Origin of the sequence: Amycolatopsis sp. QT-25 (genome assembly GCF_029369745.1) — a bacterium.
In the GTDB taxonomy this organism is placed as follows: Bacteria; Actinomycetota; Actinomycetes; order Mycobacteriales; family Pseudonocardiaceae; genus Amycolatopsis.
In genome coordinates this window covers 7518966-7539671 of record NZ_CP120210.1, presented here as the reverse complement: position 1 = coordinate 7539671, position 20706 = coordinate 7518966, and the positions used below count along the sequence as shown (strand labels likewise).

Sequence of the window (20706 nt, the reverse complement as noted above, 5' to 3'; positions counted from 1 at the left end):
CCGGCTCTAAGCACCGCGGAAACGTCGTTCCAGTCGAGCGATTTCAAGATCGGTCGCGTCGCCGGCCTCGTGGCCGACTTGGTCGAGCTGGTCGTGGCGCAGTGCGACCACGACTGTCTGCGTGCACATGGTCAAGATCGCCGCGACCCACACGACGGCGACCGCGGAGCAGTTCAAGATCAGCAGCGGCGCGCTCCAGCCCAGCAGATGGGCCGCGATCGCGTGCGCGGTCAGCTCCGCGGCGCAAAACCCGGCAATCCAGAACAGCACGCGATGCAGTGGCACCGTGGCAGGCTCTGGGATCGGGTGGTGGTGCATGGTTTCCCCCTCCTTCGGCTTACGGGGATGACCCGTTTGGCAGAAGGAATAGCGCTCGTCGATGCCCGCTTGTTAGACGTAGGACGAAACACCAACCTGTTCGGAGTAAACCATCCGTAGTGGGACCACCCATGCGGAGTAGTGCATAGGTTAAATGTTGACAAACTTGCTTGCTTGCCTATGCAAAGCACCTAGGATGACCAGCCATTTTAGGGTGCGGAGTGATCGTTTTCGATGGCGGCGGCCGCCTCGGCGGCTTGTGCCTTGATCTGGAACACGGCTTCCAGGTAGCGCAGCTGAGCTAGCCGGCCGTCCTCCATGCGGATCCGCCGCGCCTCTTTTAGATGATCTTCGTCGGACGTCTCGAGGACCCGTGCCCGAAAGGCGGCCGACCACTCGTGCGCCCGTGGTCGTTCGACCTTGGTCGTGGCGGTCGGCTCGGGCGCCGGCGGTATCGGCCCGTCCTCGAGAATCACGCGCGGAGTGTCCTCGTTCCAGTGGGGAAGCGCCCGGCCGATGGCGCGGAGGTTCGTCTCCCCGACTCCAGGTTCGCCGTTCTCTACTGCGTCCAAGCTGCGTTTTGATATGCCCGCGAATGTGGCGAAAGCCGGCCGAAACTTGTACCCGATGGATTTGCGCGCAACTTCGACTGCATCGCCGAGTCGCTTACGTGCTTCCGCGCTGTAGTCAGCTGTGCGCAGTCTGCGTCGGGTCACTTGTGCAGAATGCCGCAGACTGGTGTAGAGCGCTACCTGTCTGATTGCTCGGGTTTTCCCTGGTCTGCCTCGGTACGTCTCTGCTGTACCCCTCATGAAGGTGCAGAGTAATGCAGAGTTGTGCAGAGTAGCAAGGGTGTGATGCAAGTTTGCGCTGTTCTGCGTTGACAAGATGATGCAGAACCATGCAGAGTGTGCTTATGACCACCACGCCCAACAAGTTGCACGCGGAGCGCGTTCGGCACCGCATGGCGGAACTGGGCATCAGGGACGCGAAGCAGTTGGCCGCACTCTCCGGCATCCCCTATGGAACGCTGCGTAACGCCGTTGCCGGACGGGACCCGATGCGCCTCGACCGGATTTACGTCATCGCGCAGTTACTGCGGCGACCTCACGACGCTTCCATTCGAGACGTCGTCGACGACATCCTCGCGACCAACGCCCCGCCCGATGCACCCTCCACAAAGACGGCCACCGGACCCCGCCGGAACAACGCCGGAGTCGCGGCATGACCGAATCACCGTGGATGACGCTGCAGGAAACCGCGGACTATCTGCGGATGCACGTCCGGACCGTGCAGCAGAAATGCCTCGAGTACGACCGCTCGGACGGCAAACGCGGTCTCAAGAACATGCAGCCGTCCGGCCCGGACGGCAAGCGGTTCGTGCACATCGACGACGCCAATCGCTGGATGGAGAAGCAGCCGCCGTCACGCGGCATCCGCCGGTTCCGCGTCGCCTCCTGATCTTCCCCCGAAAAAAGAGGCCCGCCTCACGCATCGCAGGCGTGAGGCGGGCATGGCCCCGAGGGGCCCTGACCAAGAGGAAGTGCCCTCGTGATCACAGCGAAGGATACCGCTACCGGCGGCCGCCACCGCTCGTGTGCGACGTCGTTCCGGACGTGGTTCCGCCGGGTGACCGGTCGCGCTTACGGCGCCACGGCCGAGGCCACCCGGATCTTCCCGGCCGTCGGTGACCTGATCGACCACCCCGACGTGCGGGTGATGCAGTTGCGCGCGCTCGGCGACGTCGAGGTCAGGTTCGACCCGGAGTTCGTGCCGCGTGAGTGCGGTTGGTGCCCCGGATCGCGCCGGATCACCACGGTGCGGGTGCACGGCGCCCCGGATCCGCACGACCCGCACAACCCGCTGCAGGTGGCCCAGGTGTGCCACGGCTGTGCGATGCAGCCCTACGGCCCCGTCAGGCAGGCCCTGGTCGAACGGATCGACCTCACGCGCCCGATCCGTCTCGAGGTGTGCCCGTGACCGCCCCGGATCGGTTGACCGAGGCGCAGCTGCGTAAGGCGCTCGCCGACTTCACGACCGTGCTGCAGCAGGAGCGCGATAAGGGCGAGGCGACCGCGAAGGACGGCGCGTGGCGTGAGGGTGCCCGCGTGGCCGGTCTCTCGTCGGCGCTGTCGCTGTTGTGGAACCTGACGCGCGGCGAGTTCGGTGAAGACCCCGAAGAACGCACGCGGACGTTGCTCGGCGAACTCGATCGCACGGTCGCCGCGATCCGCGCCGACCGCGCCGCCGGGGGCGACGGCGAGCGGAGCGTGCAGCGATGACGGTCCGCCTCGACATCTCGCCGTCGCCGCCGCAGTCCGTCCCGGTTCCGCCGCGGCTGGAGGTGCGCGAGTCCTTCGACGGCGTGGTCGCGATCCGGAGCGACCGCCGTAGCAGCCTGCGCAGCCCGTGGTCGGTGGTCTACGTGCCGCCCGGTTTCCGCCTCGCTCATGTCCTGCAGGCCCTCCGCGACGACCAGGTCGCCGGGTGGGTCCCTCTTGTCCAGGAAGGAACGTCCTCATGATCGACGCTGACGGGGTCACGTACCCCACCTATGCGCGGCTGGTCGTGCGCAAGCTCGGCGAGGGCACGCGCGCCAGGGTCGGCCGTATCGGCATCGAGTGGCGCTACGACCGCACTGACCCGTGGGCCATCACGATGCAGATCAGCGGCACTACGTACGCGTTCCGGTTCGCGCGCGAGCTGCTCGACCGCGGCCGGATCGAACCCGTCGGCGCCGACGGTTTCGTGTTCGTGCAGCCGTTGTTGTCGCAGTGGGTCGAGGTCACGGTGCGCTGCGGCTGTGAGCGGAACTGTTCGTCGTCGCTGTTCTCGTTCGATCACAGCGAGATCGACAACGTGCTCGACGTGACCGAGCAGCTGGTGCCGCTCGGCGCCGAGGCGGCCGCGGTCGACGAGGCCGCGGTCGACACCGAACTCGCCCGCATCGCGAACGGCGTGGCGTGAGCACGCGTTCGCACCTGTCGGTGGCGGGCGGCGACGGCGACCGCCGTCCCGCCCGCCGCCGCAAGACCGACACGACAGTCGTGTCGGGCTACGACTACCCGCGTAACCCGCTGCTGCAGTACAAGCCCGACCCGGATCCCACCGGCTGCCCCGCGTGCGCGTGGCGCAAGGTCAAACTCTGCCCGGTTCACCTGACGTGGCAGGCCGCGGCCGACTATTACGGCCACATCACCGATACGGCCGCTACAGGCGAGGAGCGGCAGCGTCTCGCCGGTCTCATCGACTGCAGCCTGCCGGAAGACCTGACCGGTCTTGAGACTGCAGACATCGAGGCCACCGCCGACGCGATTCTCGCCGCCGGGTGGCGACCACCAATAGGCGCTGCGGCCGCGTCCGACTGGCCGGCGAGTGAGCCGCGGTTCGAGGTCGAGCAGCCGTTGTTGCTGCGCGGCACCTTGCGCTGTGTCGTCGCCCGTCGCGAGTGGACGGCCGTCGGGTGGGTCTACCTGGTCGCGCTCCACCCTCGCGGCACCCCGGCCTCGGCCCGTGAAGCCGAGTTCACCGCGCTCCCGCCCGGTGAGCACCACGACACCACGAAGGGAACGCCATGAGTGTGAGCCTGTCCGGGCGGCTGCCCAAGGACGACAAGAACGGCATCAGCATGATCGGCGCCGCCCTGCTGGACGACCCGACCTCCACGCACCTGGTCGTCGCCATCGTGACCACGCAGAAGGTCACGCAAGACATCGAGTCGGGCGAGGTGATCCCAACCGCGCGCATCGTCGCCTGCGAGGCGTTCCCCGGCTCGAGCGCGGACGCGAAGTCACTTCGCCGGGTGTGGCGCGAGGCGTACGAGAAGCGCACCGGGCAACAGGCGATCCCGTTCGACAAGGTCGAGACTGCCCCGGCGAACGCCGCCGGCGACTTGCTGCGCGACGGCGCCGGGGTGGTCATGTCATTCCCCGGTGCGGGCAAGAGCAAGACCGCCGAAGAGGTCGACCTGATTTGCCAGGCCGCCAACCTGGTGATCACGGCGAACCTCGCGTCGGTGTCCATGCTCGCCCGGAAGTTGCGCGTCGGACGCGAGACCGCGGAACGCCTCATGGACGAACTGCGGCGCAGGGGCGTGGTCGGCGAGGCCGAGGGCAGCAAAACGCCACCGGTGATCCCCGAGGCCGCCGACCTGCCCGCGATCGTCGAGGCGATCCGCGGCCCGCGCACCGGCGAGGACCAGGCCGACAACGACGCGACCGATCCGGATCAGCCGTGAGCGGCGCGCCCCGCACGGCCGAGACCCTCACCACCGTGATCCGGCAGGCCACCGAGCAGTGGGCCCGCCGCAACGACGCCGAGGTGCCCCTGCCGGACTTCGCGGCCTACCTCGCCGACAACGTGCAGCACCGGGTGATCGACCCGACGTTCGCCGACTGCCGTACCTACATCGCCGAACTCGAGGCCGATAACGCCGTGTTGGCCGACGAGACCGCCCGCCTCGGCGAGGCGCTCAAAACGCAGACCCTCGCCGCCGAGACCGCCGTCGCCGAACTCGAGCAATCCCGCCAGACCACCCCTGAACTCGACGAGAGGACACGAGCATGACCACCGCCCCGAGACTGTCCAGTTTGGACGGCTCGCGCGGACTGCGCGAGAAGTTCGCCCGCGCCATGTACGAGCGCAACGTGCCCGGCGCCCGCTGGGACGACATCGTCAACGACGGTCCGCAACGCGTGGTGAAGCTGTACCGGGGCGCAGCCGCGGCCGCGGTCGACGTCTGGGGCGACAGCATGGCGGAGACCGTCACCGCCCTGGTGAAGCTCACCGACGAGACCAAGGCCGCGCAGGCGCAGTTGCTCGCCGCCGATGGGCTGCTCGAGACGCTGTTCGGCTACCTCGCCAACGGCGAGCGCGGCCACCCCGGCGAGGCCGCCCGCCGTACCGGCTGGATCTCGCAGCGCCGGATCGACGAACTTGGCGCGCGGTTGCGCGCGTGGCGCGCGTCGTGGGCGGTGTCCTGATGGGACTCAACGTCACCGAGGCGAACGCGGCCAACGCCGTGATCCGGTACGCGATCGCCCTGCAGGCCGCCTACCGGCCGCCGACCGACCGCGAACTCGAGGCCATGCAGGACATTGCGCGCGGCGCCACCAAACGACTGCACGCCGGGCTCACCGACGCTCACGTGCGCGAGGCGTTCGCCCGCCCTGCGGAACGGTTCGACCTCGACGACTCCCGACACCCCGTGTGGCCGGTGGTCTGGCAGGCCGCCCCGATCGAAGTCGTTATCGCCGCCGTCTACGCGGCCGACCCGGTTGACGCGTGGTCGCGGCTGCTCGCCGAGGTCGTGCGTGCCGTGGTCGCCACCTACGACCCCACCGCCACGGCGGGGGGCGCGTGATGGCCGCCCGGAAACGCGTCCGCATTGTCGCGCTTGACCGCGCCGCCCGCGTGCTGGTCGACGGCGTCGACATCTCCGGAGTCATCTCCGGGGTCGAGGTCTCCCTGTCGCCGGGGCAGCCCGCCGAGGTCACGCTGCGCGTGCCCCGCGCCAACGTGGTGCTCGACGGATTGGCCGACCTCGCCGTCGTCGCCGACGACCCCGCTCCGCACCGTGAGGGGCCGACGGCATGAGCGACCAGCAGAACCAACTCGACGACGTGGTCGACACGGCCGCCGTGTTCCTGCGCGCGGCCGCGGCCGACTCACCGGAGGCGGCCGACGTCGTGGTCGGCGAGTACCTCGGCGCCGGCGACCCGATCGAGCGCTACGGCCGGTTGTGGTCGCTGATCTCGGTCGGGCTGGTCGTGGTCGGCGAGACGCTGCGCGCGTTGATGAACCCTCCCGGCCCGGTCGCGCTCGAGGCCGAGGAAACCCCCGACCCGACCGAGTTGACCGCGATGAAGGCGATCACGGCGCAGGTGAACCTCGACGGCGAGGCCGCGCAGGACGTCGTCACCGGCCACGTGGCCGCCGAGGGGCTCGAGGGCCTAGTCGACCTCCTGCGCGCGTTCCTCGACGTCTACCGGCTCAACGCCATCTGGGGACCGGAGACGGCGACGTGACCGACCCCGTGGAGCTGCTGCGCACGTGGCGCGAGGACATCGACAGCGTGCCCTATCCCGACGACGACGTCGCCGATCCCGGCGACCGCCCTGCAGACACGGGCGGTCGCTGACCGGGCGGGGCCGGAGTCGCTACGGCGACCCGGCCCCGCTTTCCAACTGGGACAAGGAGAAAACCCCGTGATCCACCGGCACGACCCCGCCAACCCGGCGCCCGCGCGGCGCCGGGTTTCCGCGCGTATTCCGGGCGGTGCCTCATGCCGTGGCTGAGGCTCAACGACGTCGGCTACGACGACCCTCTTGTGCACGCCGTCGGCAATAGCGCGTACGGGGCCCTGACGCGCCTCAAGCAGTACGCGAGCGCGCAGCGCACCGACGGGTGGCTGCCCGCCCTCAAGGCGAGGCAGATCGCCACACGGCGCGAACTCAAGGCGTTGACCAACGTCCGTCTCGGCGACGGCCCGCCGATGATCCACCAGCCCGGCGACGAGTGCCGATGCCTCGAGGGAAAGAAGTGGAACGCCGAACTCGGCGGCTACTGGGTGCACGCCTTCCTCGACGAGAACCCCTCTCGCGCCGAGAACGACGTGCACCGCGCCAAGACGCGCGAACTCAAGGACAAGGAACTCCGGGCCGCGGTCAAGGCCCGCGACGGCATGGCCTGCCGGTACTGCGGCATCACCGTGAAGTGGGCCGACCGCAAGACCCCCGCGGGTGGCGTGCTCGACCACGTCGACCCGAAGATCGCCGCCGGTGCCGACAACCTGGTCGTCGCGTGCCGCGGCTGCAACGGACGCAAAAAGGACTGCACCCCCGAGGCCGCCGGGCTCATCCTGCTGCCCCCGCCGAACCTCGCCGCGATCAACGCCGAATCAACGCCGGATCAACCGGCCATCACCGACCGATCACCGGATCGACCAGAAACCGACCCGGATCCCGCGCAGAACACCATCCCGGCCGGAAACCAAGTCCCACCAGCGGAAAACATCACCAACACCAGGCCCGACCCTGCCCAAAACCAGCCACAGAACCCCATGATCACCGACGGAATCACCGGCCCGATGACTACCGGGACGGGTAGGGGACGGGACGGGGTAGCCCCCCAGACAGGCCCCACCACCTACCGGGACCGCGTAGGCGATGCAGGACCCAACGGCCACCGCCCCACCGTGGGCCCCGCCGACACACCCCGCGACCAACTAGCCCCCAACCCCTACACCCGCACCGCCACACCACCCCCGCCCCCGCAACCGCCGGACATTCCCCGGTGACCCGCTACCGAGGCCAGTTCAACGCCCGCGAGCTAGACGACCTCGCCGCGCGCGAACTGCTCGAGCGGGAACGCGAACTCGCCCTCGCCGTCGACTGCCCCGAATGCCAGCAGCCCGCCGACCGCCCGTGCCTCACCCCCGACGACCGACCACTGCGTGCCCCCGCCCACTGGAAACGGATCCGGGCGGCCGACCACCACCGACAGAAGCGTGACCCTCAATGAGCACCGAACCCGAACGCCCCGCCCCGGCCGACGTCATCGAGACCGTGGTCGACCTCGAGCCGTGGCAGCGCCGTTTCGCCGAGACGCAGTTCGTCCACGCGAGAACGGTCGACGAGATCGCGCGGACGACGCTCGCCGCGATCGTGCCCGGAGTCGCGGTCGCCGCCGTCCGCATCGGCCAGTCGTTCGCCGCGCTCGCCGAGGCGCTGCAGGCCACCGTGCCCGCGCTCGCAGCCCTCGACACCGCCGACCGGTTCGCGGCCGCACTCGACCACATCCGTACCCGCAACACCGGACCCGCCCGGCAGCCTCGGCCGCCGCGCACGATCAACGCGAGGGGAACCCGCCCGTGACCGACCTGACCGACCCGAAGACCCTGCGGCAGTGGCAGACCGAACTCGTCTCCCTTGCCGCCAAGCTCACCGACCCCATCACTCTCAAGGTGATCCGCGACGACATGAGCACCACCACCCATACCAAACCGTCGTTGCTCGAGCAGCTGCGCCAGGCGCACGCGCACGGCGGCGAGACCGGCAAGGCATCGGGCAGCTCGCCCGGTGCCCCGATCCGGGTCGCCGCGGCCGACCTGCAGCGCCACCTCGACCGCGAGGCCGCAACCCTGCACTTCAACACCTTGGTCCAGGACGCTGACGCCGTGTCCCGGATCCGGGCGGCCGCCGGCATCGCCGGGCGATGGGCCGACGTCCACCAGGTCGCGGCCGCTGTGCTCGAGCTGCGATACATGGTCGAGCGGATCGAGGAACTACTCGACCCGCCCCGGCGGCTGCACATCGCCGCCGCGTGCCCCGCGTGCGGGCAGGGCATGGTGTGGCGCCTCGACCCCAGTACCGGCGAACTCGTCCAGGCCCCGGCGCTCGCCCTCGACGCGCGCACCGGCTGCACCTGCCTCGGCTGCGGGCAAGTGTGGGGGCCGGAAAACCTCGAGTTCCTGCAGGGCGTGCTCACCGTGGAGCAGGCGCAGCGGCCACGGCTGCGCAGCAGCGTCGAGGGCAACGGCCACCGATCCGAAGTCCCGGTCACCCACACCGGGCGGCCCGACGACGTGGTCGAGTAGTGCTTACGCGCCATCTGCGTCGCGCCGAGGCATCCTCGACGAAGCCAATTTCAAGTCAGCGGGCATCACCGTCGCCGCGGACTGCCCGTAGACCAGGCACCGAAGATCCATGTCCTGTTCCAGGATCAGTGCGCGGCCGGTGAGTATCGCGCCGATCGCCACGACCGGCACGCGGGTAGAGGCGTCGGCGCCCTTGTACATCTCCGGTCCCTCAGTCAGCAGATAGCAGGCCGCCTGCACGGCAGGCAAGGCGTGATCAGGGTCGAGGGACCGATCGGCCGCGAGCAGGGCCAGCGCGTGGTTGACCATCAGCGCGCGGGCGTGCTCGTCCGCGGTCACCAGATAGACCGGATCGCCGCCGGTCTCCATCCGGGACACGTCCCGGCCACGGGCGGCGCACCTGGCCACCAGTTCGGCGGCGATCCGCTGTGCCTGTTCGCCCCGCATCAGCCTGGTGCCGTCGAGCGTGCGGCCGTTCGGCAACGTCACCTGGTTGACCAGGACGTCCCCGGCGCCGGCGGCGTCCATCCGCTCGTGTGCGGCCTGGCCGTAGCGCAGCATGATCTCGTGTGCGGGCGTGGTCTCACCGCCCACGTAAGTGCGGGTGGCCTCGTCCCACTGCGCGCCGAGGCGGAGGCGCCCGCTGTAGCCGAGCCGGTCGATCCGCGGCTGCCCGTCGCGGATCCGGGTGCGGAACCGTTCGGGGTCGAGCGGGTTGCCGGCGCCGAGTCGGCCCGGCGCGGCCGCCGCCAGGCCGTACCGCCACTCGGTGATGATCCGGCGTGTGCGGCGCAGGGTCTCGATCCGCTGGGGCTGGGACAGTTCCCGCCAGTCGGCGCCGACACGGACACGGATCGCCTCGGCGAATTTCGCCTGTTGCTGGGCGAACTGTCGGACCCGCTGCTCCTGGGCGGGGTCGCGTAGGGCGAGGTGCGGAGTGGGGAAGCTATCGGCGGTGATCACATCGTTCCTTTCCTGGCGGTCCGGTCTGCCGGACGCGGTCGTTGACCAGCGTTCCACCATGCCGTGCATGGACTGTGGACCAAATGTGGACGGCCCGGCGTCCGACGTTCACCGCGCTCGAGGCGATCGCCGCGGCGTGCACCGACCTGCCACTGCGCGACACGCGGTAACCGAACCCTGTTCGACAGACGGCGTGATCGTTCTGCATACTGGAGGCACTTAGGCGAAGTGTGCCCGGACTCGGCACCAAAAGAAGCCCCGACCGAACCCGGTCGGGGCTTCTCTCGTTTCGCCGCCCTCAGGAGATCTACGTCATGGCTGATGTGGGTGCGCCGTCGCCGCCGGGCCGCTGTTCGGACTCCACGTGTCCGAGGCCCGCCCAACTCTTCGGGGTGGGGTGGATGGCCTCGGCGAACGGGCGCCCGTGGCGCCGGGTCACGGCGCAGCTGCGCGAACTCGCGGCAGCCTCCGGTGCGGCGTGCGGGTTGTGCGGGCACCGGATCGACCTGGACCTGCCCGCCCGGCACAAGATGTCGTTCACCGCCGACCACATCGTGCCGCGCAGCAGGGGCGGCCCGGACACCCTCGACAACGCGCGCCCGGCGCATCGCACCTGCAACTCGAGCCGCGGCAACCGGGCGCACGAGGCGCCGATGCCGACTTCGCGGAAGTGGTGACCGTTCATGCCGTGGGTCAGACGACAGAAGCAGAGGCCGCACCGGTGCATGACGCCGGACAACCTCAACACCGCGCTTCGGGACACCGCGACCGCTGGTGATCAATGGCAATGCGAGACGTGCGGCGCGGTCTGGACCGTGCACAAGACCACCTCGCCCGCGCGACCGTTCGAGTTCCGCAAGAACTTCACGTAGGTGGTGATCATGTGCGGCAGGTGGTGGTGATCGCGGGCCCGATCTGCGCGGGCAAGACCACGCTCGCGCACAAGCTCGCCGAGAAGAACGGCGGCCGCGTGCTCGATCGTGACGAGATCGCCCGATCCCTTGGTAGCCCGCGCCGGTGGCTGCACAGCAGGGCATACAGCCGACAGGCCGAACAGGTGATGCGGCTCGAGCTTGACCGGATAGCCAAGGCCCGCGAGGGCATCGTGTACGTGGTGCGCTCCCTGCCGGTGGCGGCGCAGCGCGCCGCGCTGGTCGACCGGCTGCGCGCCGAATTGATCCTGCTCGACCCCGGACGCGACGAGTGCATACGCCGCGCACGAGCAGACCGCCGGCCGCCGGGCAGCGTGCCCGCCATCCACCGGTGGTACGCCCGCTACCTGCCCAGCACGGAGGAACCGGAACCGGTCGAGCACTTCGCGACGTCGCGTGACTGGTGACCACTGTCCACACGCGACACAGCCGCGCTCATCGATGTGCACCGCGCCGACCTGGGTTTTTTAGGCGTGAGGGCACGGGAGACCCCGCGCCCACCATCCCGGAATTTCTCCCCGGCATAAAACACATGGGCGGAGGGTGATCATATTGACGGCCGATCGGATCACGACGATGAGCGATGTGATCGCCGCTGAGATCAGGGCGACGCGCAAGCGCTCCGGGCTCACGCGCGGCGAGTTCGCCGCGGCCGCGTGGGAGCGCGGCGCGCCGGAGTCGTTCTCGGCCGCCGTGGTCGGCTACATCGAGACCGGCCGCCCGGACAAGGACGGCCGCCGGCGGCGCGAGGTCACGGTCGACGAACTGCGGTTCATCGCCGCCGCGGCCGGTACGACGCCGCTCGGTCTGCTCGGCGAGCACGCCGCGCTGCTCGGCGGCGACGAGCCCCCGGAGTGCCCGCGCTGCGCGGCGGAAACGGGCACGCTCGAGCGGCAGGTGCGCGCGGACATCGCCGCACTCGGCGACCTCGCCGACACCGAACCGGCGCTCGCCGAACTCGCCTACGCCCTCGCGGCCGCGGTCGACCGCGGCGCCGACGAATTCCCGATACCGCCGCTCGCCAAGGAACTACGGGCGACGCTCAAGGCGCTGACCGACGCCGTAGCCGTGCGCACGGCGCCGGATGACGACGACGAGTTCGGCGACCTCGGCGACCCGGAGTAGCTCACGAGGGGAGGTCCCCGCGTGCCGCTGTCCGAAGAGGACCGAACAGAAGCCCTGAGGGCGCAGCTGCTCGACCTATACGGGCTGCGGTGTGTTCCCCGGTGGGGAACGCCGCGCGACCCGTCACGGAAGACCTACGGGCCCAAGGTGGCGCGGATCGCCGAGGCGTTCGGGACACCGTTCATGCCGTGGCAGCGCTACGTCGCCGACGTCGCGCTCGAGGTCGACCCCGTCACCGGACGTCTGGCCTACCGCGACATCCTGCTGATGGTGCCCCGGCAGTCGGGCAAGACCACGCTGTTGCTCGCCAAGATGGTGTGGCGGGCGAACGCGTGGCCGCGGCAGAACATCCTCTATTCGGCGCAGAACCGTCTCTCGGCCCGTAAGAAGTGGGAAGAGGAACACGTGGCCGCGCTCGACGCTGCGCAGCGTTTCCGGGGCCGCTACACCGTGCGCAAGGTCAACGGCAACGAGGCGATCCGGTGGCGCAACGGGTCGCGGCACGGGATCACCTCGAACACCGAGACCGCCGGCCACGGCGAGACGCTCGACGACGGCACGATTGACGAGGCGTTCGCGCTCGAGGATTCCCGGTTGGAACAGGCGTTCTCTCCGGCGATGATCACGCGGCCGCAACCGCAACAGTGGTTGGTGTCCACCGCGGGCACGCTCGCGAAGTCGCATTTCCTCAACGGCAAGCGCAAGCGCGGCCGCGCGATCGTCGAGGCGGGCGAGCCGTCCACGTTCGCCGTGTTCGACTGGACCGTCGGCGACGTCTACGACCGGGACGACCCGGCGACCTGGTGGTCGTGTATGCCCGCGCTCGGCCATACCGTCGCCGAGGCCGCCGTGCGCAGCGAGCGGGGCAAGATGGAGGCGGGCGAGTTCGACCGCGCCTACCTCAACGTCACGAAAGTGGTGGTCGTCGCCGACGACCCGAACGTGCCCACCAAGTGGTGGGCGGACCGGCACGACGCGCGATCGACCGCGGCCGACGTGGCGCTCGCGGTCGATATCACACCGGACCGACAGAAAACCGCGATCATGGCCTACGGGCACCGCCCGGATGGCCGCGGGCACGTCGAGGTGAGCGAGCTGCGCGACGGCACCGACGGCGTGGTCGAGCGGCTGGTCGAACTGCGCGACCGGCACAACCCCATCGCGGTCGGTCTCGACGTGGCAGGGCCCGCCGGGTCGCTGCTTGTTTCGCTCAACAATGCCGGATTCACGACACCGAAGGATCCGATGAAGCCGGGGCGCGGGCAGCTCGCGATCCCGACGGCTAGGGAGTTCGCCGCATCGTGCGGCGCGTTCGCCGATGCAGTGGAGCACGACCGCCTGCGTCATCTCAATCAGCGACCGCTCAACGAGGCGTTGACCGGCGCACGTACTCGCCCGCTCGGCGACGCGTGGGCATGGGCCCGCCGCACGAGCGACTCGAATATCGCGCCGCTGGTGGGCGGAACCGTTGCCCGGTGGGCATACGAGAGCCGCGCGCACCTGGTGATCGATGACTACGACGTGCTGGATTCGGTGTGGTGAAAGGAGAATCTCGGATGTCGCGTGAGCTGGTCACGACGCTGCTCGACCTCGCCGGGCTGTTGCTGGTCGCCGCCGGGATCGGTGCCGCGCTGTTCCCGCTGATCGGGTGGGCCACGCTCGGCCCGGTCGGTGCCTTGCTGCTTGCCGGGTCGCGGGTCGCGGTGTGGATCGGCACGCCGGCCGCCGCGCCCGTGTGGTGGCAGAGGTTTCGCGGGGGTGGTCGCCGGTGAGCCTGTTCTCTCGCGCGTCCACCGTGGACGACTCGCAGATCCCCGCACGGCCGGTGTCCGGCCGCACCGGTACGGCCGTGGTCACCAACAAGACCGCGATGCAGCACAGTGCGGTATGGGCGTGCCTGCGGCTGCGCGGCGACCTGATTTCCACGATGCCGGTCGACGCCTACCGCATGGTGGACGGGATCCAGGTCGAGACGAAGAAACCGCCCGTGCTGGTCGCGCCGGGCGGCGAGCGGATGAAGCTGCACGAGTTCCTGTACTCGACGCAGGTCGACCTCGACCGCGCGGGCAACACGTTCGGCATCATCACCGCGTTCGACGGTCTTGGCCTTCCTGCGCGGATTGAGCTGGTCGACCTCGGCGAGGTCACCGTGCGGATCATCGACGGCCAGATCGACCACTACCGGATCCGTCGGCAGAAGTACACGCCTGCCCAGATCTGGCACGAAAAGCAGTTCACCGTCGCCGGTCTCCCGATCGGACTGTCGCCGACCTCCTACTCGGCCATGAGCATCGGTCAGTACCTCTCGGCGCAGCAGTTCGCGCTCGACTGGTTCACCGACGGCGCGATCCCCGCCGGCGAACTTCGCAACACCGAGAAGACGGTCAGCCCGGTGGAGGCGACCGCGATTAAGCAGCGGTTCAAAGCATCCGTCGCCAACCGTGACCTGTTCGTGCACGGCAAGGACTGGGAATACCAGCCGATCCAGGCGATGGCCTCGGACGCGAATTTCCTGCAGGTGCAGCAGTTCGGGATCGTCGATATCGCCCGGTTCTTCGGATGTCCGGCCGACGTCATCGACGGCGCGGTCGCCACCGGGTCGATCACGTACGCGTCGATCAGTCAACGCAACCTGCAGCTGCTCATCATGAATATCGGCCCGGCCATCTTCCGTCGCGAGTCCGCGCTGTCGGACCTGTTGCCGCGGCCGCGGTTCGTGAAGCTCAACAGCGACGCGCTGTTGCGGATGGACCCGCAGACCCGCGCCGAGGTGATCGGTAAGCAGATCGCCACGCGGCAGCTCGCGCCGTCCGAGGCCCGCGCGCTGGAAAACCGGATGCCGTTCACCGACGAGCAGCTCGCCGAGTTCGACCGGCTGTTCGGCAACCCCCGCACGCAGCCCACTACTGCAGAGTCAGGAGCGACGACATGACCCCCGAGTCTCGCGCGGCCGCGGCCGCCGAACGCAGCCGCGCCGTTGCCGCGCGGGCTGACCGGCCCTCGCAGCGGCGCGCGGCCGAACACGACACCACGCCGCCGCGCGTGTCGGCGCAGCTGCGCGGGCTGCAGCTGCGCGACTCCGCGACCGGTGGCGGGCTCGAGTTCGACGGATTCGCCACGGTGTACGACCGCGGCTATGAGATGTGGGACTACTACGGTCCCTACACGGAAGTGGTGTCCGCCGGTGCGGCGAGTGAAAGCCTTGCCCGCGCCGACCTCGACGTGCCGCTCGTGCTGCAGCACCAGGACTTGCGCCGCATCGCGCGCACGACCAACGGGTCGCTGCAGCTGACCGAGTCCGACGAGGGGCTGCGTGTCCTCGCGCCGAACCTCGACCGCGAGGACCAGGACGTGGCCTACATCGTGCCCAAGCTGCGCGCCGGGCTGGTCGACGAGATGTCGTTTAAGTTCCGGATCACGTCCGGGCAGTGGTCGCCGGACTACAGCGAATACCGGATCAACGCGTTCGACCTGCACCGCGGCGACGTCGCGATCGTCGGCTACGGCGCCAACCCGCACACCGCCGGCGCCGGGATGCGCGCCGCGGATCCGCTCGAGGCGCTGCGCGCGCTCGACGACGACCAGGCCCGCGCCGCGCTCGCCGCGCTGCAGGCCCGTTTCACCACGACCCCCGCACCGTCTCGTGTCCTCATCACCGACGAGGACACGAGGATGCGCCGCCTATAGACGGCGCGCTTTCCCTGCTGCTTCGCGTAAGGAACCCCGCACCGCGCCCGCGTGGCCTGGTCTGGGTGTCACCGCCTGCTGCCCGCAGGGCCATCCGACAGAACAACGATCCCCGCCACGCGGGAGGGAGGACGACGTCGACATGACGCTCGCTCAGCTCATCGCGCAGCTCCGGGGCCAGATGGCCGCCAAACTGGAGCAGCGCAACGGATTCGCCTCGACGCTCGCCGAACTGCGTTCACAGGACACGGTCGACGAGGTCAAGGTCACCGAAGCTCGCAAGGCCAAGGACGATCTCGACACCGAACTCGACGCCCTGCAGGCGCGGGTCGCCGACCTCGAGGCGGAACAGGCCCGCGACGACGCAGCCGACCGGTTGCAGCGCGAGACCAACCCCGGCGCCCCGCGCCCCGCCTACGACCAGACCGCGCGCGTCGGCACCGAGGAACGCACCTACCGCGCCGACGAGGACCGCAAGGGCGCCGGTTTCGCCCGTGACGTCGCGGCCGCGTTCATCGGCGACTACGGCGCGCAGGCCCGCCTCGCCCGCCACATGAACGAGGAACAGGTCGAACGGGGCGCGCAGCTCGAGGGCGCGCAGAAACGCGCCGTCGGTACCGGCGCGTTCTCCGGGCTGGTGGTCCCGCAGTACCTCATCGACATGTACGCGCCGATGGCCACCACCGGCCGCCCGTTCGCCGACGCCTGCCGACACCACGACCTGCCGGAAACCGGCATGACCGTGAGCCTCGGCCGCGGCACCACCGGCACGAGCGTGGACGACCAGGCCACCGAGAACAGTGCCGTGTCCGAGACCGACTACGACGACACGCTGCTGACGTTCCCGGTTCGCACCGCGGCCGGCCGTCAGACCGTGTCGCGCCAGGGTGTCGACCGTGGCGTGCGGGTCGACGACACGATCGTCGAGGACCTGTACAAGCGGTATCACGCGAACGTCGACTCGAAAACGATCAACCTCGCCACGGTCGGTCTCTCCGCGGTCGCGACGCCGGTCACCTACACCGACGCCACCCCGACGGCCGAGGAGCTGTACCCGAAGATCCCCGAGGCGCTCGCCGGGGTCGAGGGTTCGCTGCTCGACGTCGCGTCCGGCGAGAACATCGCCGTGATGCACTCCCGCCGCTGGTACTGGCTGCAGAACGCCATGAGCACCAAGTGGCCGCTCATCTCGCAGCCCGGCATCGTCGAGAAGACCCTCGGCGCGAACTACGCCGAACGGTACGGCAGCGGCATCCGCGGCGTGCTGCCCAACGGCACCCCGGTGCTGGTCGACAACAACATCGCCACCAACCTCGGCGCGGGCACGAACGAAGACGAGATCTACATCGGCGACAAGAACGAGTTCCACCTGTGGGAGGACCCGGACGCGCCGGTGCTCATCCGTGCGGAACAGGCCAAGGCCGAATCCCTCGGCATCGTCCTGGTGGTCTACGGCTACTACGCCTTCACCCACACCCGCTACGCGCACGCCCGCAAGATCTCCGGCACCGGGCTGATCACGCCCGCGTTCACCGGGGTCTGATCCACCCCCCGTCCACCTGCAGCGGCGAGCACCGTCCATACCGGACCGTGCTCGCCGTTGCGCGTTTCACCCTGTCGCAGGAAGGAAAGCGGAATGAGCAACGAGGACCAGGCCCCCGCCGTCGCCGCGCCGGAGGGCACCGCGCCGGGCAACGCCACGTCGGCGACCGACGACGCGATGATCGCCGCGCTGCTGCGCGAACGCGCCGCCTACGCCGGTCGGGGCGGCATGGCCGACCGGGTCAAGGCCGTCGACGAGCAACTCGCGCTGCGCGGGTACACGGCACCGGCCGAGGCCGAGGCCGCCGCACCGGTCCCGCCGGGCGGCGACGCGCCTAAGGATCCGAAGCCGGCCACCGCGAAGCGTCAGCAGACCCGGTAACCGCGATGGCCGAGACCGTCTACGCCACCTTGGCGCCGCTCAAAAAGGCGCTCAACATCCCGGCGACCGACACCAGCGAAGACGACGACCTCGCCCGGCATCTGGCGACCGCGTCGCGCGGGATCGACCGGGTCTGCGGCCGGCGCTTCTACCGGGACGACACCGCCACCGCGAAGACGTTCCCGATCGTGGGGCGGACGTTGTTCGCCCCCGAGGGCAACCTGCTGCTCACCGGCGACATCGCCACACCCGGCGGGGTGGTCGTCGAGGACGGCTACGCCTACGGGACGTTCACGCCGGTGACGCAGTTCGAGTTGTCCCCGCTCGCCCCGGAACCCGGTTGGCCGCACACCGGGGTGGCCACGGATCGGATGTGGCCGCACGGCGCGACCGGGCGCGTGCGGGTCACCGCGGTGTGGGGATGGCCGGAAGTGCCCGACGACATCGTGCAGGCCACGTTGCTGCAGGCCGCCCGCCTGTATCGGCGCAAGGACAGCCCGGAAGGGATCAGCGGGTCGGCCGAGTGGGGACTCATCCGGGTCAGCCGCACCGACCCGGACGTCGCCGCGCTGATCTCGCCGTTCGTGCTCCCCGGATTTGGATAGGGGGAATCGGTGGATATCTCCGCAGTGAAGACCGCCGCCGCGGCCGCCGTCGGCACGATCGGGGGGTTGCGCTGTTTCCCGTTCGTCCCGGACGCGATCAGCCCGCCCGCGTGGTTCGTCGCCGAGGTCGAGGTCGAGTACGACACCACATTCGGCCGCGGCATGGACACCGTCTACCTGACGTGTCGCCTGCTGGTGTCGCACGCGACCGACCGCACCGGGCAGGAACAGCTCGACGGCTACCTGCGCGGCGCGGGCCCGCTCTCGGTCAAACAGGCGCTCGAGGCCGACCCGTCGCTCGGTGGGGTGTGCGACGCCGTGCGGGTGCAGCGCTGTTCGGGCTATGGGCTGTACGAGCACAACGCAACTCAGTTCTACGGCGCCGAATGGCGCGTGCTGATCATCGGGCGGGGGGACTGACCGTGTCGCATTTCGTGCTGCTCAACTGCCGGTTGTTCACCGGCGGCGCCGACCTCACCGGATCCTCGAACAAGCTCGAGCTGTCCGCCGAGGTGTCCGACGAGGCGCGGACGAACTTCGGTTCGGGCGGCTGGAAAGAGGTGATCGGCGGGCTCGCCGAGACCGAGTTGTCCGGCGGGGGCCAGTGGGAGGCGGGCGACCCCGGACGGGTCGACGATGCCCGGTGGTCCGAACTCGGCGGGCTCGGCCCGTGGACGGCGTGCCCGGACCGGGCCGACCTCGGCGCGCTCGCCTACTTCACGGTGGCGATGTCGGGCAAGTACAAGCTCGGCGACCAGGTCGGCGCGGTCGCGCCGTGGGAAGGCGAGGCCAAGGGGTCGTGGCCGCTGGTCCGCGGCAAGGTCGCACACCCGCCCGGCACCGCCCGCACCGCGACCGGCACCGGTTCCGGGATCCAGGTCGGCGCCGTCCCCGCCGGAAAGCATCTCTACGCCGCGGCTCACGTCCTGTCGATCGCGGGCACCGGCTCGCCGTCGATCACCCTCGGCATCGAGTCCGACGTCGACAACACGTTCGCCTCCCCGGCCGACGTCGCGTCGTTCGCGGCCGCCGATGCGCTCGGCGGGCAGATCATCCGCGCACCGGGCCCGATCACCGACACGTGGTTCCGTCCCCAATGGACGATCACCGGCACCGCCCCGTCGTTCCTGTTCGTCGTTGCCCTCGGCATCGCCTGACCCTGTAAGGAGAAAACCCCATGCCGCACATGGTGCTGCTCGCGTCGTACCTGTCGATCAACGCGACCGACGTGTCGGAACACTCGAGCAAAATCGAACTCAGTGTCGAGGTGTCCGACGAGGACGCGACGACGTTCCGGTCGCTGGGCTGGAAAGAGGTACTCGGCGGGCTCAAGGAAGGCAGCTTGTCGGCGACGTTCAAACAGGACATCGCCGCCGGTGAGCTCGACGCGACCATGTGGCCGCTGCTGGGCACGAACGTGCCGTTCGAGGTGCGGCTGTCCGACGGCGTGGTCGGCCCGTCCAACCCCAAGTACACCGGCACGGTGATGGTCAAGAAGTGGGCGCCGATCGCCGGACAGGTCGGATCCGTGGCCGAAGTGGACATCGAATGGCCGACGTCGGGACAGGTCTCCCGCGCGGTGTCGTAGATGCCGGTCGACCTGGACCTGTCGGGCCCGGAGAAGCGGTTACGCGACATCGCGCGGGCCCTGCGCACCGAAGAGGACGGAAAGCAGCTACGGAAGGACCTCGCCAAGAACTTGCGAACCGCGCTGCAACCGGCCCGGCAGCAGGCCCGCGCCGCCATCCGGTCGATGCCCTCGCAGACCAAGCACCCCGGACGGTCGCTGCGCTCGGCGATCGCCTCGAAAGTGCAAGTCGTCGCGAAGATGTCCGGCAAAGCAGCCGGCGCCCGCGCCGTCACCAAAATCATCAAGCTCCGCGGCTTCACCCACGCGCCCCGGCGCACGAACTCCGCGGCCGGTTGGTCGCATCCGAACTGGGACCACGGAACCGAATCCCACCAGATCGGCAAACCCGACTGGTTCGACGACGCCATGCGCGGCGCGGCAATGGACGCCCGCCGCCGCGTGGTCGACGCGATGGACGACACCGCGCGTCGCCTCTCCCGAAAGGTGTGAACCCCATGCGTTTTGTCATCGCCTACAGCCCGGACGACGGGCCCGCGCAGCGGTACGACTTCGACCCGGACGACCTGCGGGTCGCCGCGGCCGAGGATCTCGAGCGCAAGTACGAGGGCAGCCTCAACGAGCTGCAGCAGGCGCTCATGTCCGGATCCATCCGCGCGAAGCGGGTAGCGCTGTGGCACGTTCTGCGGCAGCAGCACAAGGAGCTGCGTTACGACGACGTCGATTTCCGTGCGGGCGAGGTCGAGGTCATCCTCGGCCGTGAGCTGCTGGAGAAGCTGCACGCCGCCGCGCAGACCGCGACCGGTCTGTCGGAAGACAAACGGCGTGCCGCGGTCGCAGCGTTCAAGGCGCAGCTTGACAAGAGCGACGACGGCGAGGGCCAGGGGGACGAGGTGCCCGCCCCGGCGGGAAAAGCGCCCTCGAAGAAAAAGGCCGTAAGTACTGCCTGAAAATCGCCGAGGTGCTGC

Annotated in this window: 36 protein-coding genes; 33 read left to right on the top strand and 3 right to left on the bottom strand. The window is 69.6% G+C overall.

The genetic code is table 11. From position 1 onward, the window contains the following. Window positions 1-6: 6 nt before the first annotated feature. Entirely contained in the window at window positions 7-285 is a 279-nt protein-coding gene (locus P3102_RS35460; protein WP_276365022.1) for a hypothetical protein, read from the bottom strand. A 242-nt stretch (window positions 286-527) separates the two neighbouring features. Then, window positions 528-794, bottom strand: coding sequence for a hypothetical protein (locus tag P3102_RS35455; protein WP_276365021.1), 267 nt, complete (start codon window positions 792-794; stop codon window positions 528-530). A gap of 440 nt (window positions 795-1234) precedes the next feature. Here P3102_RS35455 and P3102_RS35450 point away from each other — a divergent pair, with 440 nt between their 5' ends. The 17 genes from P3102_RS35450 (at window position 1235) to P3102_RS35370 (ending at window position 8914) form a co-directional block, all read left to right on the top strand. Beyond that, a complete protein-coding gene (locus tag P3102_RS35450) occupies window positions 1235-1546 on the top strand; it encodes a helix-turn-helix transcriptional regulator (RefSeq protein ID WP_276365020.1) in 312 nt (103 codons plus the stop codon). Further along, window positions 1543-1779: a hypothetical protein gene (locus P3102_RS35445; RefSeq protein ID WP_276365019.1), complete on the top strand. Its 237-nt coding sequence runs from the start codon at window positions 1543-1545 to the stop codon at window positions 1777-1779. The genes P3102_RS35450 and P3102_RS35445 overlap by 4 nt, the downstream gene beginning before the upstream one ends. Window positions 1780-1869: 90 nt before the next feature. Further along, a complete protein-coding gene (locus tag P3102_RS35440; RefSeq protein ID WP_276365018.1) occupies window positions 1870-2298 on the top strand; it encodes a hypothetical protein in 429 nt (142 codons plus the stop codon). After that, a complete protein-coding gene (locus tag P3102_RS35435; RefSeq protein ID WP_276365017.1) occupies window positions 2295-2600 on the top strand; it encodes a hypothetical protein in 306 nt (101 codons plus the stop codon). The genes P3102_RS35440 and P3102_RS35435 overlap by 4 nt, the downstream gene beginning before the upstream one ends. Next, entirely contained in the window at window positions 2597-2842 is a 246-nt protein-coding gene (locus P3102_RS35430; protein ID WP_276365016.1) for a hypothetical protein, read from the top strand. The genes P3102_RS35435 and P3102_RS35430 overlap by 4 nt, the downstream gene beginning before the upstream one ends. Then, entirely contained in the window at window positions 2839-3285 is a 447-nt protein-coding gene (locus tag P3102_RS35425; RefSeq protein WP_276365015.1) for an SsgA family sporulation/cell division regulator, read from the top strand. The genes P3102_RS35430 and P3102_RS35425 overlap by 4 nt, the downstream gene beginning before the upstream one ends. After that, entirely contained in the window at window positions 3282-3896 is a 615-nt protein-coding gene (locus P3102_RS35420; protein WP_276365014.1) for a hypothetical protein, read from the top strand. The genes P3102_RS35425 and P3102_RS35420 overlap by 4 nt, the downstream gene beginning before the upstream one ends. After that, complete coding sequence (locus tag P3102_RS35415) at window positions 3893-4555, top strand: DNA translocase FtsK (protein ID WP_276365013.1); 663 nt, start codon at window positions 3893-3895, stop codon at window positions 4553-4555. Before P3102_RS35420 ends, P3102_RS35415 begins: the two co-directional genes overlap by 4 nt. Next, window positions 4552-4884 (top strand): hypothetical protein, encoded by a 333-nt coding sequence (locus tag P3102_RS35410; protein WP_276365012.1) that lies wholly within the window; start codon window positions 4552-4554, stop codon window positions 4882-4884. Before P3102_RS35415 ends, P3102_RS35410 begins: the two co-directional genes overlap by 4 nt. Then, complete coding sequence (locus tag P3102_RS35405) at window positions 4881-5300, top strand: hypothetical protein (RefSeq protein WP_276365011.1); 420 nt, start codon at window positions 4881-4883, stop codon at window positions 5298-5300. Before P3102_RS35410 ends, P3102_RS35405 begins: the two co-directional genes overlap by 4 nt. Next, on the top strand, window positions 5300-5680 hold the full coding sequence (locus P3102_RS35400) for a hypothetical protein (RefSeq protein WP_276365010.1): 381 nt from the start codon (window positions 5300-5302) through the stop codon (window positions 5678-5680). Before P3102_RS35405 ends, P3102_RS35400 begins: the two co-directional genes overlap by 1 nt. Next, window positions 5680-5913, top strand: coding sequence for a hypothetical protein (locus P3102_RS35395; protein ID WP_276365009.1), 234 nt, complete (start codon window positions 5680-5682; stop codon window positions 5911-5913). The genes P3102_RS35400 and P3102_RS35395 overlap by 1 nt, the downstream gene beginning before the upstream one ends. Continuing rightward, on the top strand, window positions 5910-6344 hold the full coding sequence (locus P3102_RS35390; protein WP_276365008.1) for a hypothetical protein: 435 nt from the start codon (window positions 5910-5912) through the stop codon (window positions 6342-6344). Before P3102_RS35395 ends, P3102_RS35390 begins: the two co-directional genes overlap by 4 nt. A gap of 257 nt (window positions 6345-6601) precedes the next feature. Next, entirely contained in the window at window positions 6602-7615 is a 1014-nt protein-coding gene (locus P3102_RS35385; protein ID WP_276365007.1) for a hypothetical protein, read from the top strand. Next, window positions 7612-7839: a hypothetical protein gene (locus P3102_RS35380; protein WP_276365006.1), complete on the top strand. Its 228-nt coding sequence runs from the start codon at window positions 7612-7614 to the stop codon at window positions 7837-7839. The genes P3102_RS35385 and P3102_RS35380 overlap by 4 nt, the downstream gene beginning before the upstream one ends. Further along, entirely contained in the window at window positions 7836-8192 is a 357-nt protein-coding gene (locus tag P3102_RS35375) for a hypothetical protein (protein WP_276365005.1), read from the top strand. The genes P3102_RS35380 and P3102_RS35375 overlap by 4 nt, the downstream gene beginning before the upstream one ends. Continuing rightward, a complete protein-coding gene (locus P3102_RS35370) occupies window positions 8189-8914 on the top strand; it encodes a hypothetical protein (protein WP_276365004.1) in 726 nt (241 codons plus the stop codon). Before P3102_RS35375 ends, P3102_RS35370 begins: the two co-directional genes overlap by 4 nt. A gap of 3 nt (window positions 8915-8917) precedes the next feature. Here the strand turns inward: P3102_RS35370 and P3102_RS35365 are convergent, their stop codons facing one another. After that, entirely contained in the window at window positions 8918-9877 is a 960-nt protein-coding gene (locus P3102_RS35365) for a hypothetical protein (protein WP_276365003.1), read from the bottom strand. 401 nt (window positions 9878-10278) lie between these two features. On the opposite strand from P3102_RS35365, the gene P3102_RS35360 reads away from it, so the two are divergent. The 16 genes from P3102_RS35360 to P3102_RS35285 all read left to right on the top strand — a co-directional run bounded on the left by P3102_RS35360 (window position 10279) and on the right by P3102_RS35285 (window position 20688). Next, window positions 10279-10554: an HNH endonuclease signature motif containing protein gene (locus tag P3102_RS35360; RefSeq protein ID WP_276365002.1), complete on the top strand. Its 276-nt coding sequence runs from the start codon at window positions 10279-10281 to the stop codon at window positions 10552-10554. 48 nt (window positions 10555-10602) lie between these two features. Beyond that, entirely contained in the window at window positions 10603-10749 is a 147-nt protein-coding gene (locus P3102_RS35355; protein ID WP_276365001.1) for a hypothetical protein, read from the top strand. Between the two features lie 11 nt (window positions 10750-10760). After that, window positions 10761-11216 carry a dephospho-CoA kinase gene (locus P3102_RS35350; protein WP_276365000.1) on the top strand — a complete coding sequence of 152 codons (456 nt, stop codon included), beginning with the start codon at window positions 10761-10763 and terminating at the stop codon, window positions 11214-11216. A gap of 169 nt (window positions 11217-11385) precedes the next feature. Beyond that, window positions 11386-11934: a hypothetical protein gene (locus tag P3102_RS35345; protein ID WP_276364999.1), complete on the top strand. Its 549-nt coding sequence runs from the start codon at window positions 11386-11388 to the stop codon at window positions 11932-11934. A gap of 147 nt (window positions 11935-12081) precedes the next feature. Then, window positions 12082-13476 carry a terminase family protein gene (locus P3102_RS35340; RefSeq protein ID WP_276364998.1) on the top strand — a complete coding sequence of 465 codons (1395 nt, stop codon included), beginning with the start codon at window positions 12082-12084 and terminating at the stop codon, window positions 13474-13476. Window positions 13477-13490: 14 nt separating this feature from the next. Then, on the top strand, window positions 13491-13706 hold the full coding sequence (locus P3102_RS35335; protein WP_276364997.1) for a hypothetical protein: 216 nt from the start codon (window positions 13491-13493) through the stop codon (window positions 13704-13706). Beyond that, the gene (locus P3102_RS35330) at window positions 13703-14866 is read left to right on the top strand and encodes a phage portal protein (RefSeq protein WP_276364996.1); all 1164 of its coding nucleotides are present in this window, start codon (window positions 13703-13705) and stop codon (window positions 14864-14866) included. Before P3102_RS35335 ends, P3102_RS35330 begins: the two co-directional genes overlap by 4 nt. After that, window positions 14863-15621, top strand: coding sequence for an HK97 family phage prohead protease (locus P3102_RS35325; RefSeq protein WP_276364995.1), 759 nt, complete (start codon window positions 14863-14865; stop codon window positions 15619-15621). The genes P3102_RS35330 and P3102_RS35325 overlap by 4 nt, the downstream gene beginning before the upstream one ends. 142 nt (window positions 15622-15763) lie before the next feature. Then, a complete protein-coding gene (locus tag P3102_RS35320) occupies window positions 15764-17164 on the top strand; it encodes a phage major capsid protein (protein WP_276364994.1) in 1401 nt (466 codons plus the stop codon). A 93-nt stretch (window positions 17165-17257) separates the two neighbouring features. Further along, a complete protein-coding gene (locus P3102_RS35315) occupies window positions 17258-17545 on the top strand; it encodes a hypothetical protein (RefSeq protein WP_276364993.1) in 288 nt (95 codons plus the stop codon). Between the two features lie 5 nt (window positions 17546-17550). Continuing rightward, entirely contained in the window at window positions 17551-18150 is a 600-nt protein-coding gene (locus P3102_RS35310; protein WP_276364992.1) for a phage gp6-like head-tail connector protein, read from the top strand. Window positions 18151-18159: 9 nt separating this feature from the next. Then, the gene (locus P3102_RS35305; RefSeq protein ID WP_276364990.1) at window positions 18160-18570 is read left to right on the top strand and encodes a hypothetical protein; all 411 of its coding nucleotides are present in this window, start codon (window positions 18160-18162) and stop codon (window positions 18568-18570) included. A 2-nt stretch (window positions 18571-18572) separates the two neighbouring features. Beyond that, window positions 18573-19307, top strand: a complete 735-nt coding sequence (locus P3102_RS35300) for a hypothetical protein (protein ID WP_276364988.1) — start codon at window positions 18573-18575, stop codon at window positions 19305-19307. A gap of 20 nt (window positions 19308-19327) precedes the next feature. After that, window positions 19328-19738 carry a phage tail tube protein gene (locus P3102_RS35295; protein WP_276364987.1) on the top strand — a complete coding sequence of 137 codons (411 nt, stop codon included), beginning with the start codon at window positions 19328-19330 and terminating at the stop codon, window positions 19736-19738. Then, a complete protein-coding gene (locus P3102_RS35290) occupies window positions 19739-20230 on the top strand; it encodes a hypothetical protein (RefSeq protein ID WP_276364986.1) in 492 nt (163 codons plus the stop codon). 5 nt (window positions 20231-20235) lie between these two features. Continuing rightward, on the top strand, window positions 20236-20688 hold the full coding sequence (locus P3102_RS35285) for a hypothetical protein (protein WP_276364985.1): 453 nt from the start codon (window positions 20236-20238) through the stop codon (window positions 20686-20688). The last annotated feature ends 18 nt before the right edge of the window (window positions 20689-20706 follow it).

Bases quoted from the DNA above. Each gene is read 5' to 3' on its own strand.
- P3102_RS35395 (WP_276365009.1), top strand. From the start codon at position 5,680: ATGGCCGCCCGGAAACGCGTCCGCATTGTCGCGCTTGACCGCGCCGCC.
- P3102_RS35400 (WP_276365010.1), top strand. From the start codon at position 5,300: ATGGGACTCAACGTCACCGAGGCGAACGCGGCCAACGCCGTGATCCGG.
- P3102_RS35405 (WP_276365011.1), top strand. From the start codon at position 4,881: ATGACCACCGCCCCGAGACTGTCCAGTTTGGACGGCTCGCGCGGACTG.
- P3102_RS35310 (WP_276364992.1), top strand. From the start codon at position 17,551: ATGGCCGAGACCGTCTACGCCACCTTGGCGCCGCTCAAAAAGGCGCTC.
- P3102_RS35375 (WP_276365005.1), top strand. From the start codon at position 7,836: ATGAGCACCGAACCCGAACGCCCCGCCCCGGCCGACGTCATCGAGACC.
- P3102_RS35425 (WP_276365015.1), top strand. From the start codon at position 2,839: ATGATCGACGCTGACGGGGTCACGTACCCCACCTATGCGCGGCTGGTC.
- P3102_RS35355 (WP_276365001.1), top strand. From the start codon at position 10,603: ATGACGCCGGACAACCTCAACACCGCGCTTCGGGACACCGCGACCGCT.
- P3102_RS35345 (WP_276364999.1), top strand. From the start codon at position 11,386: ATGAGCGATGTGATCGCCGCTGAGATCAGGGCGACGCGCAAGCGCTCC.
- P3102_RS35335 (WP_276364997.1), top strand. From the start codon at position 13,491: ATGTCGCGTGAGCTGGTCACGACGCTGCTCGACCTCGCCGGGCTGTTG.
- P3102_RS35285 (WP_276364985.1), top strand. From the start codon at position 20,236: ATGCGTTTTGTCATCGCCTACAGCCCGGACGACGGGCCCGCGCAGCGG.
- P3102_RS35450 (WP_276365020.1), top strand. From the start codon at position 1,235: ATGACCACCACGCCCAACAAGTTGCACGCGGAGCGCGTTCGGCACCGC.
- P3102_RS35295 (WP_276364987.1), top strand. From the start codon at position 19,328: ATGCCGCACATGGTGCTGCTCGCGTCGTACCTGTCGATCAACGCGACC.
- P3102_RS35430 (WP_276365016.1), top strand. From the start codon at position 2,597: ATGACGGTCCGCCTCGACATCTCGCCGTCGCCGCCGCAGTCCGTCCCG.
- P3102_RS35320 (WP_276364994.1), top strand. From the start codon at position 15,764: ATGACGCTCGCTCAGCTCATCGCGCAGCTCCGGGGCCAGATGGCCGCC.
- P3102_RS35315 (WP_276364993.1), top strand. From the start codon at position 17,258: ATGAGCAACGAGGACCAGGCCCCCGCCGTCGCCGCGCCGGAGGGCACC.
- P3102_RS35360 (WP_276365002.1), top strand. From the start codon at position 10,279: ATGGCCTCGGCGAACGGGCGCCCGTGGCGCCGGGTCACGGCGCAGCTG.
- P3102_RS35390 (WP_276365008.1), top strand. From the start codon at position 5,910: ATGAGCGACCAGCAGAACCAACTCGACGACGTGGTCGACACGGCCGCC.
- P3102_RS35385 (WP_276365007.1), top strand. From the start codon at position 6,602: ATGCCGTGGCTGAGGCTCAACGACGTCGGCTACGACGACCCTCTTGTG.
- P3102_RS35415 (WP_276365013.1), top strand. From the start codon at position 3,893: ATGAGTGTGAGCCTGTCCGGGCGGCTGCCCAAGGACGACAAGAACGGC.
- P3102_RS35290 (WP_276364986.1), top strand. From the start codon at position 19,739: ATGCCGGTCGACCTGGACCTGTCGGGCCCGGAGAAGCGGTTACGCGAC.
- P3102_RS35445 (WP_276365019.1), top strand. From the start codon at position 1,543: ATGACCGAATCACCGTGGATGACGCTGCAGGAAACCGCGGACTATCTG.
- P3102_RS35325 (WP_276364995.1), top strand. From the start codon at position 14,863: ATGACCCCCGAGTCTCGCGCGGCCGCGGCCGCCGAACGCAGCCGCGCC.